The organism is Pseudoalteromonas sp. UCD-33C (assembly GCF_001306895.1).
Classification (GTDB): domain Bacteria; phylum Pseudomonadota; class Gammaproteobacteria; order Enterobacterales; family Alteromonadaceae; genus Pseudoalteromonas.
In genome coordinates this window covers 450,529-466,441 of the sequence record NZ_LJTB01000002.1, presented here as the reverse complement: position 1 = coordinate 466,441, position 15,913 = coordinate 450,529, and the positions used below count along the sequence as shown (strand labels likewise).

Annotated in this window: 14 protein-coding genes; 9 read left to right on the top strand and 5 right to left on the bottom strand. The window is 41.6% G+C overall.

The features are described from left to right. Positions 1-142 precede the first annotated feature (142 nt). Positions 143-670: a YaeQ family protein gene (locus AOG26_RS05405; RefSeq protein WP_054561560.1), complete on the top strand. Its 528-nt coding sequence runs from the start codon at positions 143-145 to the stop codon at positions 668-670. Here the strand turns inward: AOG26_RS05405 and yfaE are convergent. The 5 genes from yfaE to ubiG all read right to left on the bottom strand — a co-directional run bounded on the left by yfaE (position 667) and on the right by ubiG (position 6,202). Then, positions 667-939, bottom strand: a complete 273-nt coding sequence (yfaE, locus tag AOG26_RS05400; protein ID WP_054561559.1) for a class I ribonucleotide reductase maintenance protein YfaE — start codon at positions 937-939, stop codon at positions 667-669. The two genes, AOG26_RS05405 and yfaE, sit on opposite strands and share 4 nt — an antisense overlap. Then, positions 939-2,069: a class Ia ribonucleoside-diphosphate reductase subunit beta gene (gene nrdB, locus AOG26_RS05395; protein WP_054561558.1), complete on the bottom strand. Its 1,131-nt coding sequence runs from the start codon at positions 2,067-2,069 to the stop codon at positions 939-941. Before nrdB ends, yfaE begins: the two co-directional genes overlap by 1 nt. A 70-nt stretch (positions 2,070-2,139) precedes the next feature. Then, the gene (gene nrdA, locus AOG26_RS05390) at positions 2,140-4,425 is read right to left on the bottom strand and encodes a class 1a ribonucleoside-diphosphate reductase subunit alpha (protein WP_054561557.1); all 2,286 of its coding nucleotides are present in this window, start codon (positions 4,423-4,425) and stop codon (positions 2,140-2,142) included. 392 nt (positions 4,426-4,817) lie between these two features. Then, positions 4,818-5,492, bottom strand: coding sequence for an HAD family hydrolase (locus AOG26_RS05385; RefSeq protein WP_054561556.1), 675 nt, complete (start codon positions 5,490-5,492; stop codon positions 4,818-4,820). Then, positions 5,492-6,202 carry a bifunctional 2-polyprenyl-6-hydroxyphenol methylase/3-demethylubiquinol 3-O-methyltransferase UbiG gene (gene ubiG, locus AOG26_RS05380; protein WP_054561555.1) on the bottom strand — a complete coding sequence of 237 codons (711 nt, stop codon included), beginning with the start codon at positions 6,200-6,202 and terminating at the stop codon, positions 5,492-5,494. The genes AOG26_RS05385 and ubiG overlap by 1 nt, the downstream gene beginning before the upstream one ends. Positions 6,203-6,378: 176 nt before the next feature. On the opposite strand from ubiG, the gene gyrA reads away from it, so the two are divergent. From gyrA to lapB, 8 genes are all read left to right on the top strand, one after another. Further along, on the top strand, positions 6,379-9,075 hold the full coding sequence (gyrA, locus tag AOG26_RS05375) for a DNA topoisomerase (ATP-hydrolyzing) subunit A (protein WP_054561554.1): 2,697 nt from the start codon (positions 6,379-6,381) through the stop codon (positions 9,073-9,075). A gap of 69 nt (positions 9,076-9,144) precedes the next feature. Further along, positions 9,145-10,233, top strand: a complete 1,089-nt coding sequence (gene serC / locus AOG26_RS05370; protein WP_054561553.1) for a 3-phosphoserine/phosphohydroxythreonine transaminase — start codon at positions 9,145-9,147, stop codon at positions 10,231-10,233. A 2-nt stretch (positions 10,234-10,235) separates the two neighbouring features. After that, on the top strand, positions 10,236-11,516 hold the full coding sequence (gene aroA, locus AOG26_RS05365; protein WP_054561552.1) for a 3-phosphoshikimate 1-carboxyvinyltransferase: 1,281 nt from the start codon (positions 10,236-10,238) through the stop codon (positions 11,514-11,516). Positions 11,517-11,620: 104 nt separating this feature from the next. Then, positions 11,621-12,328 carry a (d)CMP kinase gene (gene cmk / locus AOG26_RS05360; RefSeq protein WP_054561551.1) on the top strand — a complete coding sequence of 236 codons (708 nt, stop codon included), beginning with the start codon at positions 11,621-11,623 and terminating at the stop codon, positions 12,326-12,328. Between the two features lie 98 nt (positions 12,329-12,426). Beyond that, complete coding sequence (rpsA, locus tag AOG26_RS05355) at positions 12,427-14,094, top strand: 30S ribosomal protein S1 (RefSeq protein WP_054551350.1); 1,668 nt, start codon at positions 12,427-12,429, stop codon at positions 14,092-14,094. A 65-nt stretch (positions 14,095-14,159) separates the two neighbouring features. After that, positions 14,160-14,447, top strand: a complete 288-nt coding sequence (ihfB, locus tag AOG26_RS05350; RefSeq protein WP_036968575.1) for an integration host factor subunit beta — start codon at positions 14,160-14,162, stop codon at positions 14,445-14,447. Between the two features lie 20 nt (positions 14,448-14,467). Then, on the top strand, positions 14,468-14,749 hold the full coding sequence (locus AOG26_RS05345) for a lipopolysaccharide assembly protein LapA domain-containing protein (protein ID WP_054551349.1): 282 nt from the start codon (positions 14,468-14,470) through the stop codon (positions 14,747-14,749). A gap of 2 nt (positions 14,750-14,751) precedes the next feature. Further along, a complete protein-coding gene (gene lapB, locus AOG26_RS05340) occupies positions 14,752-15,888 on the top strand; it encodes a lipopolysaccharide assembly protein LapB (protein ID WP_054561550.1) in 1,137 nt (378 codons plus the stop codon). Positions 15,889-15,913: the final 25 nt, after the last annotated feature.

Below are 15,913 nucleotides of genomic sequence, written 5' to 3'. Positions count from 1 at the left end.
CTAAGTTTGTTGTTGAGTGTGGTGATATAATATAACACTGCAATTTTTTAACTGCAATAACGTTATACTATAACTTTACCTAAGTCGCGATTTTAACACCATACACTATACTTAGACTGTTACACTGAGATGGCCAAATCTTATGTCTGATAAAAATAGGGTATTCAAAGCAAATTTTACCATTGCTGATTTAAGAGAGCATCGTAATCACAAAGAGGTGTTTACCACTGCTTGTGACCGTCGTGAAAGCTATCAACACTTTGTACTCAAGCTTTTAAGTTATTGCTTATTTTCACACAACGAAACAGCCATATTGAATGCAAGGTTCAGTCATGCTGAACCAGATGTATCAATAAAAGCGCTTGATGACCATTATCATACATGGCTTGCTGTTGACCAACCTGATATTTTACAGCTCAACAAAATTGCAAAGCGGGTTGATGAGCTATGGGTCGTGACAACCTTAAATAACGATTGGCTTAAAGAAAATGAACACCAGTTAGAACTTATCAATAATGGTCATTTAATTGCGTTTGATGACAATTTCATTGAGCAATTAGCGAGTCATCTAACTAAAAACTTACAGTGGGATGTTACGATTGATCAGCAAATGGTGAGTGTGTCAGATAAAGAAAATTTCTACCAAACCAGTGAGCTTATTTGGCATTAAAGCTCAATTTTTATCTTTCCATTGGGTTTACTACAACACAGCAACACTTCGCCTGTTCGAACGAACGCAAGCGGCTCTTGATTGTAGATCACATCACCTTCGACTAATTTTGCACGGCAAGCGCCACAATAACCTTCACGGCATTGGTAGGGTACATCTATTTTGTTTTGTTCTAGGCATTCAAGGAGAGATGAACAGCCAGAATCAAATTCAAGATTCTGGCTGTCTGTTCCTGCAAGGATAACCTCTGCAGTGTTGTTTGAGCTCATTACAGGTCGAAGTCACCAAAGTCAGATGCATCAACTTGAGAGTCAATTTGACCAACAAGGTAAGAGCTGATTTCAGCTTCTTGTGGAGCAACTTGAACGTTGTCTGATACTAACCAAGAGTTGATCCACGGAATAGGGTTACTCTTACTTTCGAACTGTGCAGGTAGGCCTACCGCAGTCATACGTGCATTAGTGATGTATTCAACGTATTGGCATAAGATATCTTTGTTAAGACCAATCATAGAACCATCTTTGAACAGGTATTCTGCCCAATCTTTTTCTTGTTCTGCTGCTTCAACAAACATCTGAATTGCTTCTTCACGACATTGTGCTGCAACGATTGCCATTTCTGGGTCGTCTTTACCTTCTTGCATAATGTTCAAGATGTGCTGTGTACCAGATAAGTGTAACGCTTCATCACGGGCGATTAGCTTGATGATTTTTGCATTACCTTCCATTAATTCACGCTCAGCGAAAGCAAATGAACAAGCAAAGCTTACATAGAAACGAATCGCTTCTAAGATGTTAACCGACATCATTGCTAGGTAAAGTTGCTTTTTAAGGTCAAATAAGCTGATTTTAACTTCTTCACCGTTGATCACATGTTTACCTTCACCGTATAGGTTGTAAACAGAAATCATGCTGATTAAATCATCGTAGTACTTAGTTACCGCATCAGCACGCTCACTGATTTTCTCGTTGCTTACGATATCGTCAAAAATAAGTTCAGGAGATTGCGTAACGTTACGAATAATGTGCGTGTATGAACGGCTGTGAATAGTTTCACTGAACGCCCATGTTTCAATCCAAGTTTCTAGCTCAGGAATAGACACAATAGGTAGTAACGCAACGTTAGGCGAACGACCTTGCACACTATCAAGTAGCGTTTGATATTTTAAGTTGCTTAAAAAGATGTGCTTTTCGTGCTCTGGTAACGCTTGGAAGTCAAGACGGTCTTTACTTACATCAACTTCTTCAGGACGCCAAAAGAACGAAAGTTGCTTTTCAATTAGCTTTTCGAAGATAGGGTACTTTTGTTGGTCGTAACGTGACACGTTTACCGTTTGGCCGAAAAACATCGGTTCTTGTAATTGGTTATTATGATTTCGGCTAAAAGTTGTATATGACATAGTGATTTCTCAAAAAACAGTCAGGACAAAGCGGGCTAATGAGCCCGCTTTTGTTATGTTATTAATTTAATTAGATTTTACAAGCGCCGCCTGCACAACCGTCATCTTCTACCTCTGGTGTTAACTCATCTTGAGAGTCTGATGCACCATCACGTGTGTTGTGATAGTACAGGGTTTTAACACCAAGTTTATACGCAGTCAGTAGGTCTTTTAATAGCACCTTCATAGGTACTTTACCGCCTTCGTACTTAGATGGATCATAGTTAGTGTTTGCAGAGATCGTTTGGTCAACGAATTTTTGCATAATACCAACAAGTTGTAGGTAACCATCGTTTGAAGGAATATCCCACAGTAGCTCGTAGTTATCTTTCAGATTTTCATAATCTGGCACTACTTGCTTTAAGATACCATCTTTACTTGCTTTAACGCTGATATGACCACGTGGTGGTTCAATACCATTTGTTGCGTTAGAGATTTGCGATGATGTCTCTGAAGGCATTAGGGCAGATAGCGTAGAGTTACGCATACCGTGCTCTTTAATGCTTTCGCGTAATGAGTCCCAATCTAAGTGAAGCGGCTCTTCACAGAACTGATCTAGGTCACGCTTGTAAGTATCTGTTGGCATAATGCCTTGAGAATACGTTGTCTCGTTAAATTTAGGACACGCACCACGTTCTTTAGCTAACTCATTTGATGCTTTCATTAGGTAATATTGAATTGCTTCAAATGTTTTGTGAGTTAGGGCATTTGCGCTGCCATCTGAGTAACGCTTACCATTTTTCGCTAAGTAGTACGCGTAGTTAATAACACCAATACCTAGCGTACGACGACCCATAGTTGCGTTTTTCGCCGCAGGAACAGGGTAGTCTTGGAAATCAAGTAAGTTATCAAGAGCACGTACTGCAAGTTCAGCAAGTTCCTCTAATTCGTCAAGTGATTCAATTGCACCTAAGTTAAACGCCGACAGCGTACAAAGTGCAATTTCACCTTCTTCATCCATTACATTGCTAAGTGGCTTAGTTGGTAATGCAATTTCTAAACATAAGTTAGATTGACGAATTGGTGCCACAGTCGAGATGAACGGGCTGTGCGTATTACAGTGGTCAACGTTTTGTAAGTAGATACGACCTGTGCTCGCACGCTCTTGTGCAAACATTGAGAATAACTCAATCGCCTTAATACGTTTTTTACGAATTGACTCGTCTTGCTCGTATTTGATGTATAGCTCATCAAACTTTGCTTGATCTTCAAAGAATGCATCGTATAGACCCGGTACATCTGAAGGGCTAAATAATGTGATGTAATCGTCTTTGATTAAACGGCTATACATTAATTTATTGAACTGCACACCGTAGTCAAGGTGACGTACACGGTTATCATCAACACCACGGTTGTTCTTAAGAACAAGTAGGTTTTCAACTTCTAAGTGCCAAAGTGGGTAGAACAACGTTGCTGCGCCGCCACGAACACCACCTTGTGAACAGCTCTTAACTGCTGTTTGGAAGTGCTTATAAAACGGAATACAACCTGTGTGGTACGCTTCGCCGTTACGAATAGGGCTACCAAGGGCACGGATGCGACCGGCATTAATACCAATACCCGCACGTTGCGAAACGTATTTAACAATCGCAGACGATGTTGCATTGATAGAATCTAGGCTATCACCACATTCAATAAGTACACATGAGCTGAACTGACGTGTAGGGGTACGTACACCTGCCATGATAGGGGTAGGTAATGAAATTTTGAATGTAGATACTGCATCATAAAAACGCTTGATGTAATCAAGGCGTGTCTCTTTTGGATAATCAGAGAATAAGCTTGCAGCCACTAAGATATATAAAAACTGTGCACTTTCGTAGATTTCACCAGTAACACGGTTTTGAACTAAATACTTACCTTCAAGTTGCTTTACAGCAGCGTAGCTGAAGTTTAAGTCACGGTTGTGATCGATGTAAGCATCTAACTCGTCAATTTCTTGCTCGGTATAATCAACAAGTAGGTGTTGATCATAACGCTTGTCTTCAACTAATTTCGTGATGTGATCGTATAAGCGTGGTGGCTCAAATTGACCGTACGCTTTTTTACGTAAATGGAATACAGCTAAGCGAGCAGCTAGGTATTGGTAATCAGGCGTATCTTTAGAGATCTGATCAGCTGCAGCTTTGATGATTGTTTCATGAATGTCATCGGTACGAATGCCGTCATAAAATTGAATATGTGATTTTAATTCAACTTGTGAGACAGACACATTCTCTAGACCTTCTGCGGCCCAAGCGATCACGCGATGGATCTTATCTAGATCAAGTGACTCTTTACGGCCGTCACGTTTGCTTACAGATAGCTGTTGGTTCATAGTTTTGCCTGTATTCCTTGGGAAATTATAGTTGTAAAGACAAAGGTATTCTTTATGTAATTATTATTATTAAACGCCAGGGTGATCTAATTGAATAACATTTAGCCACAATATCTGGTGTTGTTTAAATTGCAGATCACAAGATAGTGTGGTCTGCGCTGTTTTGCAAGGGATAGAATTGCCCCACTTTGTGGATAACTATTGGATAAACGCATTGTGTTAGTGACCATTAACCTTTGAACATTCATAGACGACGAAATTTGTAGAAATCAACAAAAGATCCAGAAAATTTACCGTTTTTAAAAATAAATTTTGACTGATTTTTTTATCATCAATGAATGCTCAAAAGTAAATCAAATCACAATATATGGTGTTTCAGTTATCAAATAACACTATATATGGTTAAAACCATCTATTGGCGTTTGCCAATTGAAATCCGCTTGCCAGCCAAGTGCAGCGTCTACACTGGGTATATAACCCCATAACGCTGTTGCGCTGTACATATTGGCCGCTTTTGCAGCTTGAATATCACGTTCAGCATCACCGATATACAAACAACGGCTCGGATCAACATCTAAGATCTCAGCAGTGTGTAATAGTGGATCCGGTGATGGTTTTGACACAGCTAATGTATCGCCACTCACAACTGCCTTTGCATCACGCAAGGAGGGAATAGCTTGCACTAAGGGCTCAGTTAAAAAGCCGGGCTTATTAGTCATAATGCCCCACTTAATATTGTTTTGCTCAAGTGCAATTAAAAGCTGTTCGATGCCATTGAAACATTTACTGTGCACAGCAATATCTTCGGCGTAGTAGTCAAGAAGCTGCTGGCGCAAGGCGAGTTGTTCAAGTTCGGGCCATTTATCCCCAAACCCTACTTCTAATAATGCATTTGCACCGTTAGACGCAGCAGGGCGATAAACATGCTCAGCAACAGGCGCCACATTGGCATCTGCTAACACGCGGTTCAATGCGCCACCTAAGTCATCTGCGGTATCGAGTAGTGTGCCATCTAAATCAAAGATAAAAGCATCAAAATCGATAGAGGGTGTTTGTACACCACTCATCAGGCTAGTTTCTCAAAGTGCAGGATGTAATTAACACTTACATCATCATTTAAGCTGTACTGCTTAGAAAACGGGTTATAGTTAAGGCCGGTACTGGCGCGTACTTTTAATCCCGCTTCTTCTGCCCATGCAATAAGCTGTGCAGGTTTGATGAACTTTTTATGGTCATGAGTACCTTCAGGGACCATCTTTAAAAGCTTTTCAGCACCGACAATAGCAAACAAATAAGCTTTTGGTGTTTTATTTAATGTTGAAAAGAATACATCGGCGCCCGGTTTAGCAAGCTTTGCTACAGCACGAATAATAGAAGCAGGATCTGGAACATGCTCAAGCATTTCCATACAGGTCACAACATCAAAGCGAGCAGGGTGCTCAGCAGCAAATTGCTCTGCAGGTACCTTTATATAATCAACAGGTACGCCTGTTTCTAAACTATGTAACTTAGCAACGGTAAGTGGCTCTTGGCCCATATCGATGCCGGTTACTTTAGCGCCCATACGCGCCATACTTTCACTTAAGATGCCGCCACCACAGCCAACATCTAAGGTTTCCTTATCAAATAAGCCGCCTACTTTATCAGCGACAAAATCCAAACGTAGAGGATTTATTTCATGAAGGGGTTTGAACTCTCCGTCGCGGTCCCACCAACGTTCTGCGATGGCTTCAAACTTTGCAATTTCTGCATTATCTACATTTTGATGCTCGGTCATAAAAAACTTCCTCGTTAATCTGAGGCCATTATATAGGGGGAAATTAATAAATCGCAAAGATTTAGCGCCTGTAAATCTAAATAAATTGTGATAGCATGGTCTGGAAATAATAACTAAAGCTCTTAAGACGGCGGTTTGCCTCTTAATGAGTCAATACTGAAGGAATGTGAAATCAAATGACTGATCTCGCCAATGAAATTCTGCCAGTCAATATTGAAGATGAATTAAAAAACTCCTACCTTGATTACGCGATGAGTGTAATCGTAGGACGTGCATTGCCAGACGTACGTGACGGCTTAAAGCCAGTTCACCGCCGCGTTCTGTTTGCAATGAACGAACTCAATAATGATTGGAATAAACCTTACAAGAAATCAGCACGTGTTGTTGGTGATGTAATCGGTAAGTACCACCCACATGGCGACAGCGCGGTATATGACACCATCGTTCGTATGGCGCAGCCTTTCTCATTACGCTACATGCTTGTTGACGGCCAAGGTAACTTTGGTTCTGTTGACGGTGACTCTGCGGCAGCAATGCGTTATACGGAAGTCCGTATGGCGAAAATGTCACATGAATTATTAGCTGATTTAGAAAAAGAAACGGTTGATTACGTACCGAACTACGACGGTACTGAGCAAATTCCTGACGTATTACCTACTAAAGTACCTAACTTATTAGTAAATGGTTCTTCGGGTATCGCGGTTGGTATGGCGACTAACATTCCACCTCATAACTTAACAGAAGTTATCAATGGTTGTTTAGCGCTTATTCAAAACCCTGATATGTCAATTGCTGAGCTTATTGAATATATCCCGGGTCCAGATTTCCCGACTGCGGCGATTATCAATGGTAAAAAAGGCATTGAGCAAGCGTACTTAACCGGTCGTGGTAAAGTATATATCCGTGCTCGCGCTGAAATCGAAGTTGACGAAAAAACCGGTCGTGAAACAATCATCGTTCACGAAATCCCTTATCAAGTTAACAAAGCACGCCTTATTGAGAAGATCGCAGAGCTTGTTAAAGATAAGAAGATTGAAGGTATTAGCGCACTACGTGACGAATCAGATAAAGACGGTATGCGTATCGTTATCGAAATCAAACGTGGTGATGTTGGTGAAGTAATCTTAAACAACCTATATGCACAAACTCAGTTACAAACTGTGTTTGGTATGAACATGGTTGCACTTGATAACAACCAACCTAAGTGTTTCAACCTAAAAGAAATGCTTGAAGCGTTTATCGTGCACCGTCGTGAAGTTGTTACACGTCGAACTGTATTCGATTTACGTAAAGCCCGTGACCGTGCTCACACGCTTGAAGGCCTAGCGATTGCCCTTGCGAATATCGACCCAATTATCGAACTTATTCGTAAGTCACCAACACCAGCAGAAGCAAAAGCTGCACTAACAGCACGTCCTTGGGAACTAGGCACTGTTAAAGCGATGCTTGAAAAAGCGGGTGAAGATAACGTAGCACGTCCTGATTGGTTAGCGGCTGAACTAGGTATTCGTGACGGTCAGTACTATTTATCTGAGCAACAAGCACAGGCAATTCTAGACCTACGTTTACACAAACTAACAGGTCTTGAGCATGAGAAGATCTTAGACGAGTACCAAAACTTACTTGATCTAATTGCTGAGCTTTTACACATTCTTTCAAGCCCAGAGCGTCTAATGGAAGTTATCCGCGACGAGCTAGTAGAAATTAAAGAACAATATGGTGACGAACGTCGTACTGAAATCAGTGCAGCTGCTCACGATATTAGCCTTGAAGACCTAATCAATGAAGAAGACGTTGTCGTAACGCTTTCTCACGAAGGTTACGTTAAGTATCAACCATTATCTGACTACGAAGCACAGCGTCGTGGTGGTAAAGGTAAATCAGCAACGAAGATGAAAGATGAAGACTTCATAGAACGTCTATTAGTTGCTAACACGCACGATACAATCTTATGTTTCTCAACAGCAGGTCGCTTATACTGGTTGAAAGTATATCAGTTACCATTAGCAAGCCGTGCAGCGCGTGGTAAGCCAATTGTTAACTTATTACCACTTGAAGCTGATGAGCGTATTACAGCTATCTTACCAGTACGTGAGTACGAAGAAGATAAATTCATCTTCATGGCAACTGCGTTTGGTACAGTTAAGAAAACACCACTTACAGCATACAGCCGTCAACGTGCGAGCGGTATCATCGCTGTTAACCTAAATGAAGGCGATAGCCTAATTGGTGTTGATATCACTGATGGCACGAATGAAATCATGCTATTCACTGATGCTGGTAAAGTTGTTCGCTTTAAAGAAGCAGAAGAGTCAGAAGTTGTTGATGAAAACGGTAACCCAGTTCTAGACGAAAACGGTAACCCAGAAATCCGCTTCAAAGGTGTACGTCCAATGGGTCGTACAGCAACAGGTGTTCGTGGTATTAAGATGGCTGACGACCAACGCGTTGTGTCGTTAATCGTACCTAAGTCAGATGGTGCAATCCTAACTGTGACAGAAAACGGTTACGGTAAGCGTACAGCACTTGAAGATTACCCATCGAAGAGCCGTGCAACACAAGGTGTTGTATCAATCAAAGTAAGCGAGCGTAATGGCGCTGTGGTTGGTGCAGTACAAGTTGACGATAACGACGAAATCATGATTATCTCTAATCGCGGTACCTTAGTACGTACCCGTGTAAACGAGGTTTCTACGGTTGGTCGTAATACTCAAGGCGTTATTTTGATACGAACTATTGACGAAGAGCAAGTAGTTGGTTTACAACGTATCGAAGAAATCGAAGTTGATGAGCTTGAAGCCATCGAAGGCGAGGCCGTTGAAGTAGTCGATACCAATACTGAAGAAACGGGTGATAACCCACCTTCAGAATAACATTGATTTAAAAAGCGGCTTCGGCCGCTTTTTTTATCCGCACTATAATTACTGGAATGAGGCAAAGTAATGACTAAGTATAATTTTTGTGCAGGACCGGCAATGCTACCGCCGGCAGTTATGCAAAAAGCACAAAAAGAATTTATAGATTGGCAAGGTTTAGGTGTCTCTGTGATGGAAATTAGCCATCGCAGCAGCGACTTTTTAGCGCTTACCACTAAATGTGAAGCAAGCCTGCGTCGTTTAATGAATATTAGCGATGAGTTTGAAGTGTTATTTATGCACGGCGGTGGCCGTGGTCAATTCAGTGCTGTACCATTGAATCTTCACCTTGATGATAAGCCAGCCGTGTACTGTGAAAACGGTGTGTGGTCTAAAGGGGCTACTTCAGAAGCGGCAAAATTCACTGCAGTTGAAAGCATCAATGTACGTGATGATGAGCAGCAAAATGGCCAGTTCTCTATAAAACCAGCAAGCAGCTGGGAATTACCAGCTGATGCGTCATACATTCACTATTGTCCGAATGAAACCGTAGATGGCATAGAAATTTTTGACGTACCATCACACCCATCAGCACCGATTGTGGCTGATATGTCATCGACTATTTTATCGCGTGAGTTTGACGTAAATCAGTTTGATCTTATTTACGCTGGCGCACAAAAGAATATTGGCCCATCTGGTTTATCGATTGTTATTGTACGTAAAACGCTATTAGAGCGTGAAGGGCTTGCAAAGCCAGGTATTCTTGATTACGCCTTAGAAGCAAAACAAGGCAGCATGTATAACACACCACCTACATTTGCGTGGTATTTAGCTGCTGAAGTATTTGAGTGGCTTGAAGCAAACGGCGGCGTTAAAGCGATGGAAGAACAAAACATCGCAAAAGCAGAACTTCTTTACAGCTACATTGATAGCTCAGATTTTTATAGCAACAAAGTTGCTAAGCATTGCCGTTCGCGTATGAACGTACCGTTTTGGTTAAACGACGAATCACTGAATGATAAATTCATTAGTGAGTCAAAAGAAGCAGGCTTATTAGCCCTTGAAGGTCACCGTATTGTCGGTGGTATGCGCGCAAGCATTTATAATGCGATGCCACTTGAAGGTGTTCAAGCCTTGGTTAATTTTATGGAAAAATTCGCCAAGGAGAACAGCTAATTATGGAACAGCTTCGTCTTGAACCGATTACAAAGGTAAATGGTAGTGTGACACTACCAGGCTCAAAAAGCTTATCAAACCGTATCTTACTGCTTGCTGCTCTTGCAGAGGGCACAACGGTTGTTGAAAACCTATTAGATAGTGATGATATTCGTCACATGCTAGGTGCATTAAATCTTTTAGGCGTAAATGTTTCGCTTAATGAAGATAAAACAGTGGCCACCGTAGAGGGTGTTGCAGGTAAATTTAAAACTCCGAGCGAGCCTTTATTTTTAGGTAATGCCGGTACTGCTTATCGTCCACTTACAGCCGTTTTAGCAGCTGTAGAAGGCGAGTACCAGCTGGTGGGCGAGCCTCGCATGGAAGAGCGCCCAATTGGCCATTTGGTAGATGCACTGCAAGCACTGGGTGGTGATGTTGAATACCTTAAGCATAAAGATTATCCACCACTGGCCATTAAAGGCGGCAAAATCAACGGTGGCAAAGTTGCAATTGATGGCAGCATTTCTAGCCAGTTCTTAACAGCGTTACTAATGGCAGCACCATTATTTAATGGCGATACAGAAATTACCATTAAAGGTACACTGGTATCAAAGCCTTACATTGACATTACCCTAGATGTAATGAAGCGTTTTGGCGTTACAGTAAGCCATGACAATTACGAAACATTTTACGTTAAAGGCTGTCAGCAGTATCAAGCACTTGAGCGCATTATGGTTGAAGGTGATGCATCAAGCGCCTCTTATTTTGTTGCGGCGGCTGCAATAGCAGGTGGCGAAATTGAAATTAACGGGGTAGGTGCGGCATCTGTTCAAGGTGATATTGGTTTTGCCAAAGTTATGGAGCAAGTAGGCGCCAAAATCGATTGGTATGATGAAAAGCTGGTGGTTCGTAAAGGCGAGCTAAACGCTGTCGATATTGATGCCAATGCAATTCCAGATGCGGCAATGACACTCGCCACTGTTGCGCTTTTTGCTAAAGGTAAAACAGCTATTCGTAATATCTATAACTGGCGTGTAAAAGAAACAGATCGCCTATATGCCATGGCGACTGAGCTTCGTAAAGTTGGTGCAGAAGTGGTTGAAGGTGAAGATTTCATCGAAATTACACCACCAGAAACATTTAACGATGTAGCGATTGATACCTATAACGATCACCGTATTGCCATGTGTTTTGCAATGGTTGCCGTTGGCGGAAAGCCGATAACCATTAACGATCCTAAGTGTACATACAAAACTTTTCCAACGTTTTTCAAAGTACTAGAGTCTGTCTCAAGTCAATAAAACAGAAGAAAATATAAAAAGTTACATTCTAAATGCGGATCTATTTCTAGAACTGGCGTATAATATCGCGGTTTTATTTTGGTGTGCATTGCAGGAGGTTATAAATGCAGGCGTTATCAATGCCCGTAATCACCATCGATGGCCCAAGTGGTTCAGGTAAAGGAACTGTTTGTCGCTTGTTAGCCGAGAAATTAGGTTGGGATGTATTAGACAGTGGAGCGATTTACCGTGTGCTGTCACTTGCAGCGCTTCATCATCAAATTGAACTAGATAATGAAGATGCGCTAGTACCGCTAGCTGCAAACTTAGATGTGCAGTTTTTGGTCGATAGCCAAACGCATACTTCTAAAATTGTATTGGAAGGCGAAGACGTCACAACCACAATTCGTAACGAAGAAGTGGGTGCTGCGGCATCAAAGATTGCTGCATTACCACGGGTGAGAGAAGCATTATTACGTCGTCAACGTGCGTTTCGTACTGAGAGCGGCTTAATTGCCGATGGTCGTGACATGGGCACAGTTGTGTTCCCTGATGCACCATTGAAGATTTATTTAACCGCATCAGCTGAAGAGCGCGCTCGTCGTCGCTTTGCTGAGTTGAACGAACGCGGTCTTGATGTTACACTAGGTGGTCTACTTGAGGACATAAAAGCTCGCGATCACCGTGATATGACGCGTGAAGTTGCGCCGCTTGTTCCTGCAGAAGACGCCATTGAGCTCGATACTAGCGAGCTTAATGCAATGCAAGTGTTTGATAAAGTTGTAACTTTACTCGACGAAGCAGTACTTGCAGGAAAGCTTCCAAAAGCTTAAAAGTAATTTATTAAGGTGCCGGCAGGAAGCTAGTGCTATTTTAACAACCCCATGCAGCATGGTTGCTAATTGGTTATTTAATTATTTAGAGACGTATAATGTCAGAAAATTTTGCGCAGTTATTTGAAGAAAGCCTTAAGGGTTTTGAAGCAGAGCAAGGCTCTATCGTTAAAGGTACTGTTATCTCAATCGAGAACAACATCGTACTTGTTGATGCTGGTCTTAAATCTGAAAGTGCAATCCCTGCTGAGCAATTCAAAAATGCTGCTGGTGAACTAGAAGTTGCTGTTGGCGACGAAGTAGATGTTGCTTTAGACGCAATCGAAGACGGTTTCGGTGAAACTATCCTTTCTCGTGAGAAAGCGAAGCGTCACGAAGCGTGGATCCGCTTAGAAAAAGCATGTGAAGAGCAAGAGACTGTTACTGGTGTTATCAACGGTAAAGTTAAAGGCGGTTTCACTGTTGAAGTTGATTCAATCCGTGCCTTCCTACCTGGTTCACTTGTTGATGTTCGTCCAGTACGTGACACAACTCACCTTGAAGGTAAAGAGCTTGAGTTCAAAGTAATCAAGCTTGACCAAAAACGTAACAACGTTGTTGTTTCTCGCCGTGCAGTTATCGAATCAGAGAACTCACAAGAGCGTGAAGAACTTCTTGCTAACCTTGTTGAAGGTCAAGAAGTTAAAGGTATCGTTAAGAACCTTACAGACTACGGTGCGTTCGTTGACCTTGGTGGTGTTGACGGTCTACTACACATCACAGACATGGCGTGGAAGCGTGTTAAGCACCCTTCAGAAATCGTTAATGTTGGCGACGAAATCGCAGTTAAAGTTCTTAAATTCGACAAAGAAAAGACTCGTGTATCTCTAGGCCTTAAACAGCTTGGCGAAGATCCATGGGCAGCTATCGCTGGTCGTTACCCAGAAGGTTCTAAGCTTTCTGGTCGTGTAACTAACCTTACTGACTACGGTTGTTTCGTTGAAATCGAAGAAGGCGTAGAAGGTCTAGTACACGTTTCTGAAATGGATTGGACTAACAAGAACATCCACCCTTCAAAAGTTGTTTCACTAGGTGACACTGTTGAAGTTATGGTTCTTGAAATCGACGAAGAGCGTCGTCGTATTTCTCTTGGTCTTAAGCAATGTATTGCTAACCCATGGCAAGAATTTGCTCGTCTACAAAACAAAGGCGACCAAGTTACTGGTAAGATCAAATCAATCACTGACTTCGGTATCTTCATCGGTCTTGAAGGCGGTATTGACGGTCTTGTTCACCTTTCAGACATTTCTTGGAACACGCCAGGCGAAGAAGCTGTTCGTGAATTCAAGAAAGGCGACGAAATCACTGCTATCGTATTACAAGTTGACCCAGAGCGTGAGCGTATCTCTCTAGGCGTTAAACAAATCGAAGCTGACCCATTCAATAACTACCTGGACGCAAACAAAAAAGGTGCTATTGTTAAAGGTAAAGTGACTGAAGTTGATGCGAAAGGCGCAACTGTTGAGCTAATCGAAGGCGTTGAAGGTTACATCCGTGTAGCTGATATCGCTCAAGAGCGTGTTGAAGATGCTACTACTGTAGTTTCTGCAGGCGACGAAATCGAAGCGAAATACGTTGGTGTTGATCGTAAGAACCGCACTTTAAGCTTATCTGTTAAAGCTCTTTTCGAAGCAGAAGAGAAAGAAGTACTAGAGAAGCTTAAGAAAGAAGAGCCAGCGTTCGAAAACGCTATGGCTGCAGCATTCAAAAATGCTCAAAAAGACTAATATCTAGTCTTTTAAAATTGGAAGGGCAGTTTTGCCCTTCCTTTACCACTCTTTAAGGAAACGCTATGACTAAGTCAGAATTGATAGAACAACTTGCCGAGCAACACGCACACATCCCTGTGAAAGATGTTGAAAATGCCGTTAAAGAAATTCTTGAACAAATGGCCGGCTCATTATCTAGCTCAGATCGCATCGAGATCCGTGGCTTTGGAAGTTTCTCATTGCATTATCGTTCTCCTCGCACAGGTCGTAATCCAAAGACTGGCGAAACAGTTGAGTTAGACGGTAAGCACGTACCACATTTTAAACCAGGTAAAGAATTACGTGACCGCGTAAATGCGAGTATTGCCTAGTTTTATACAGGAGTAGTTACTTGTTTAGGGTATTAAAAATTGTATTAATTGCGCTGTGTTTATTTATTGCGTTTGTACTTGGTTCACAGAATCCACAATTGGTGCAAATCAATTATTTAATCGCCAGTAATACTTTGCCCTTAGCTGTTGTAATAAGTATCTGCTTTATTTTAGGTGTCGCAATTGGTTGTTTTATAAGCTTTACACTGTTTTCTCAGTTAAAGTGGCAAAATTATCGCTTAAAGAAAAAATTAGCGCCTGAAAAAAACAATAAAAAGCTTGTTGCTAATAAAGACACCTAATCATGATTGAGCTTCTGTTTTTACTTTTACCCGTTGCAGCCGGTTACGGTTGGATAATGGGTAAAAACAGCGCTAAAAACCAAGCTCATCAGCTTAATCGCCAAATTACCTCTGAATATTCTAAAGGCCTTAAATTTCTTTTAGACAGAGAAGAAGACCAAGGCTTAGAGCACCTTATCAACCTACTCGAAGTTGCCGCTGATTCAGTTGAACACTATTCAACGCTTGCAACAATGTTCCGCCGCCGTGGCGAACTTGACCGCGCCATTAAAATTCATGAGCTGCTATTAAAACATCCAAGTCTTGATGACCAACAAGCTGCAACCAGCCGCTTAGAACTTGCTGAAGATTACATTATGGCAGGCTTGTTAGATGGTGCAGAAGAGCATTTAGTATGGCTTGTTAAGGCAGGCTATAAAGAAGCCTTAGAGCCTATTATTAATCTTTATTCACAAACCCGTGAATGGGAAAAGGGCATTAACATGTACGAGGCCCACAGTGAGTTGTTCACTAAACCTCAGCATGTAAAAGCGATTGCCAATTTTTACTGTGAAGCAGCCTTACAAGATAACGATACGCAAATTATGCGTAAAGCCATTAGCTTAAACCACAAAGCCATTCGCCCACTGTATGAGCTTGGCCATAGTGCTTTCACCAAAGAAGATTATGTGAAAGCAATTTACTACTGGCGCGAGCTGATTAGCCAATTCACGTTTTTTGCGCCGGTATTTATTGAAGAATTAGCGCTCAGTTATCAAAAGCTCAATTTAACGCATCAGTTTTACGAATTACTCAATGAACTGCTCGATAAAGGTGGCGTATTAATAAAAATAAAACACTGCCAAGCGTTACTTGAGCAAGGTCACATAGAGCAAGCAATTAAATTTTTAACGGATAGTTTAAAGCGTCACCCAACTATTCGTGGCTTTAGCTTTTTATTACAGCTACTAGCTAAACAAAACAACGATATTAAAGATGTACTCGATCAAATTGATAAGCTAGTTACGTCTTATATCGCAACCAAACCTGATTTTCAGTGCCAACACTGTGGCTTTACCAGTCATACCATTTATTGGGTATGTCCATCTTGTAAGCACTGGGAAACAATTGTTCCAAGCCGTGGCATAGACGGTTTTTAATTCATATTAGTCCATTAGTTTTTAG

Bases quoted from the DNA above. Each gene is read 5' to 3' on its own strand.
- AOG26_RS05405 (WP_054561560.1), top strand. From the start codon at position 143: ATGTCTGATAAAAATAGGGTATTCAAAGCAAATTTTACCATTGCTGAT.
- yfaE (WP_054561559.1), bottom strand. From the start codon at position 939: ATGAGCTCAAACAACACTGCAGAGGTTATCCTTGCAGGAACAGACAGC.
- nrdB (WP_054561558.1), bottom strand. From the start codon at position 2,069: ATGTCATATACAACTTTTAGCCGAAATCATAATAACCAATTACAAGAA.
- nrdA (WP_054561557.1), bottom strand. From the start codon at position 4,425: ATGAACCAACAGCTATCTGTAAGCAAACGTGACGGCCGTAAAGAGTCA.
- AOG26_RS05385 (WP_054561556.1), bottom strand. From the start codon at position 5,492: ATGAGTGGTGTACAAACACCCTCTATCGATTTTGATGCTTTTATCTTT.
- ubiG (WP_054561555.1), bottom strand. From the start codon at position 6,202: ATGACCGAGCATCAAAATGTAGATAATGCAGAAATTGCAAAGTTTGAA.
- gyrA (WP_054561554.1), top strand. From the start codon at position 6,379: ATGACTGATCTCGCCAATGAAATTCTGCCAGTCAATATTGAAGATGAA.
- serC (WP_054561553.1), top strand. From the start codon at position 9,145: ATGACTAAGTATAATTTTTGTGCAGGACCGGCAATGCTACCGCCGGCA.
- aroA (WP_054561552.1), top strand. From the start codon at position 10,236: ATGGAACAGCTTCGTCTTGAACCGATTACAAAGGTAAATGGTAGTGTG.
- cmk (WP_054561551.1), top strand. From the start codon at position 11,621: ATGCAGGCGTTATCAATGCCCGTAATCACCATCGATGGCCCAAGTGGT.
- rpsA (WP_054551350.1), top strand. From the start codon at position 12,427: ATGTCAGAAAATTTTGCGCAGTTATTTGAAGAAAGCCTTAAGGGTTTT.
- ihfB (WP_036968575.1), top strand. From the start codon at position 14,160: ATGACTAAGTCAGAATTGATAGAACAACTTGCCGAGCAACACGCACAC.
- lapB (WP_054561550.1), top strand. From the start codon at position 14,752: ATGATTGAGCTTCTGTTTTTACTTTTACCCGTTGCAGCCGGTTACGGT.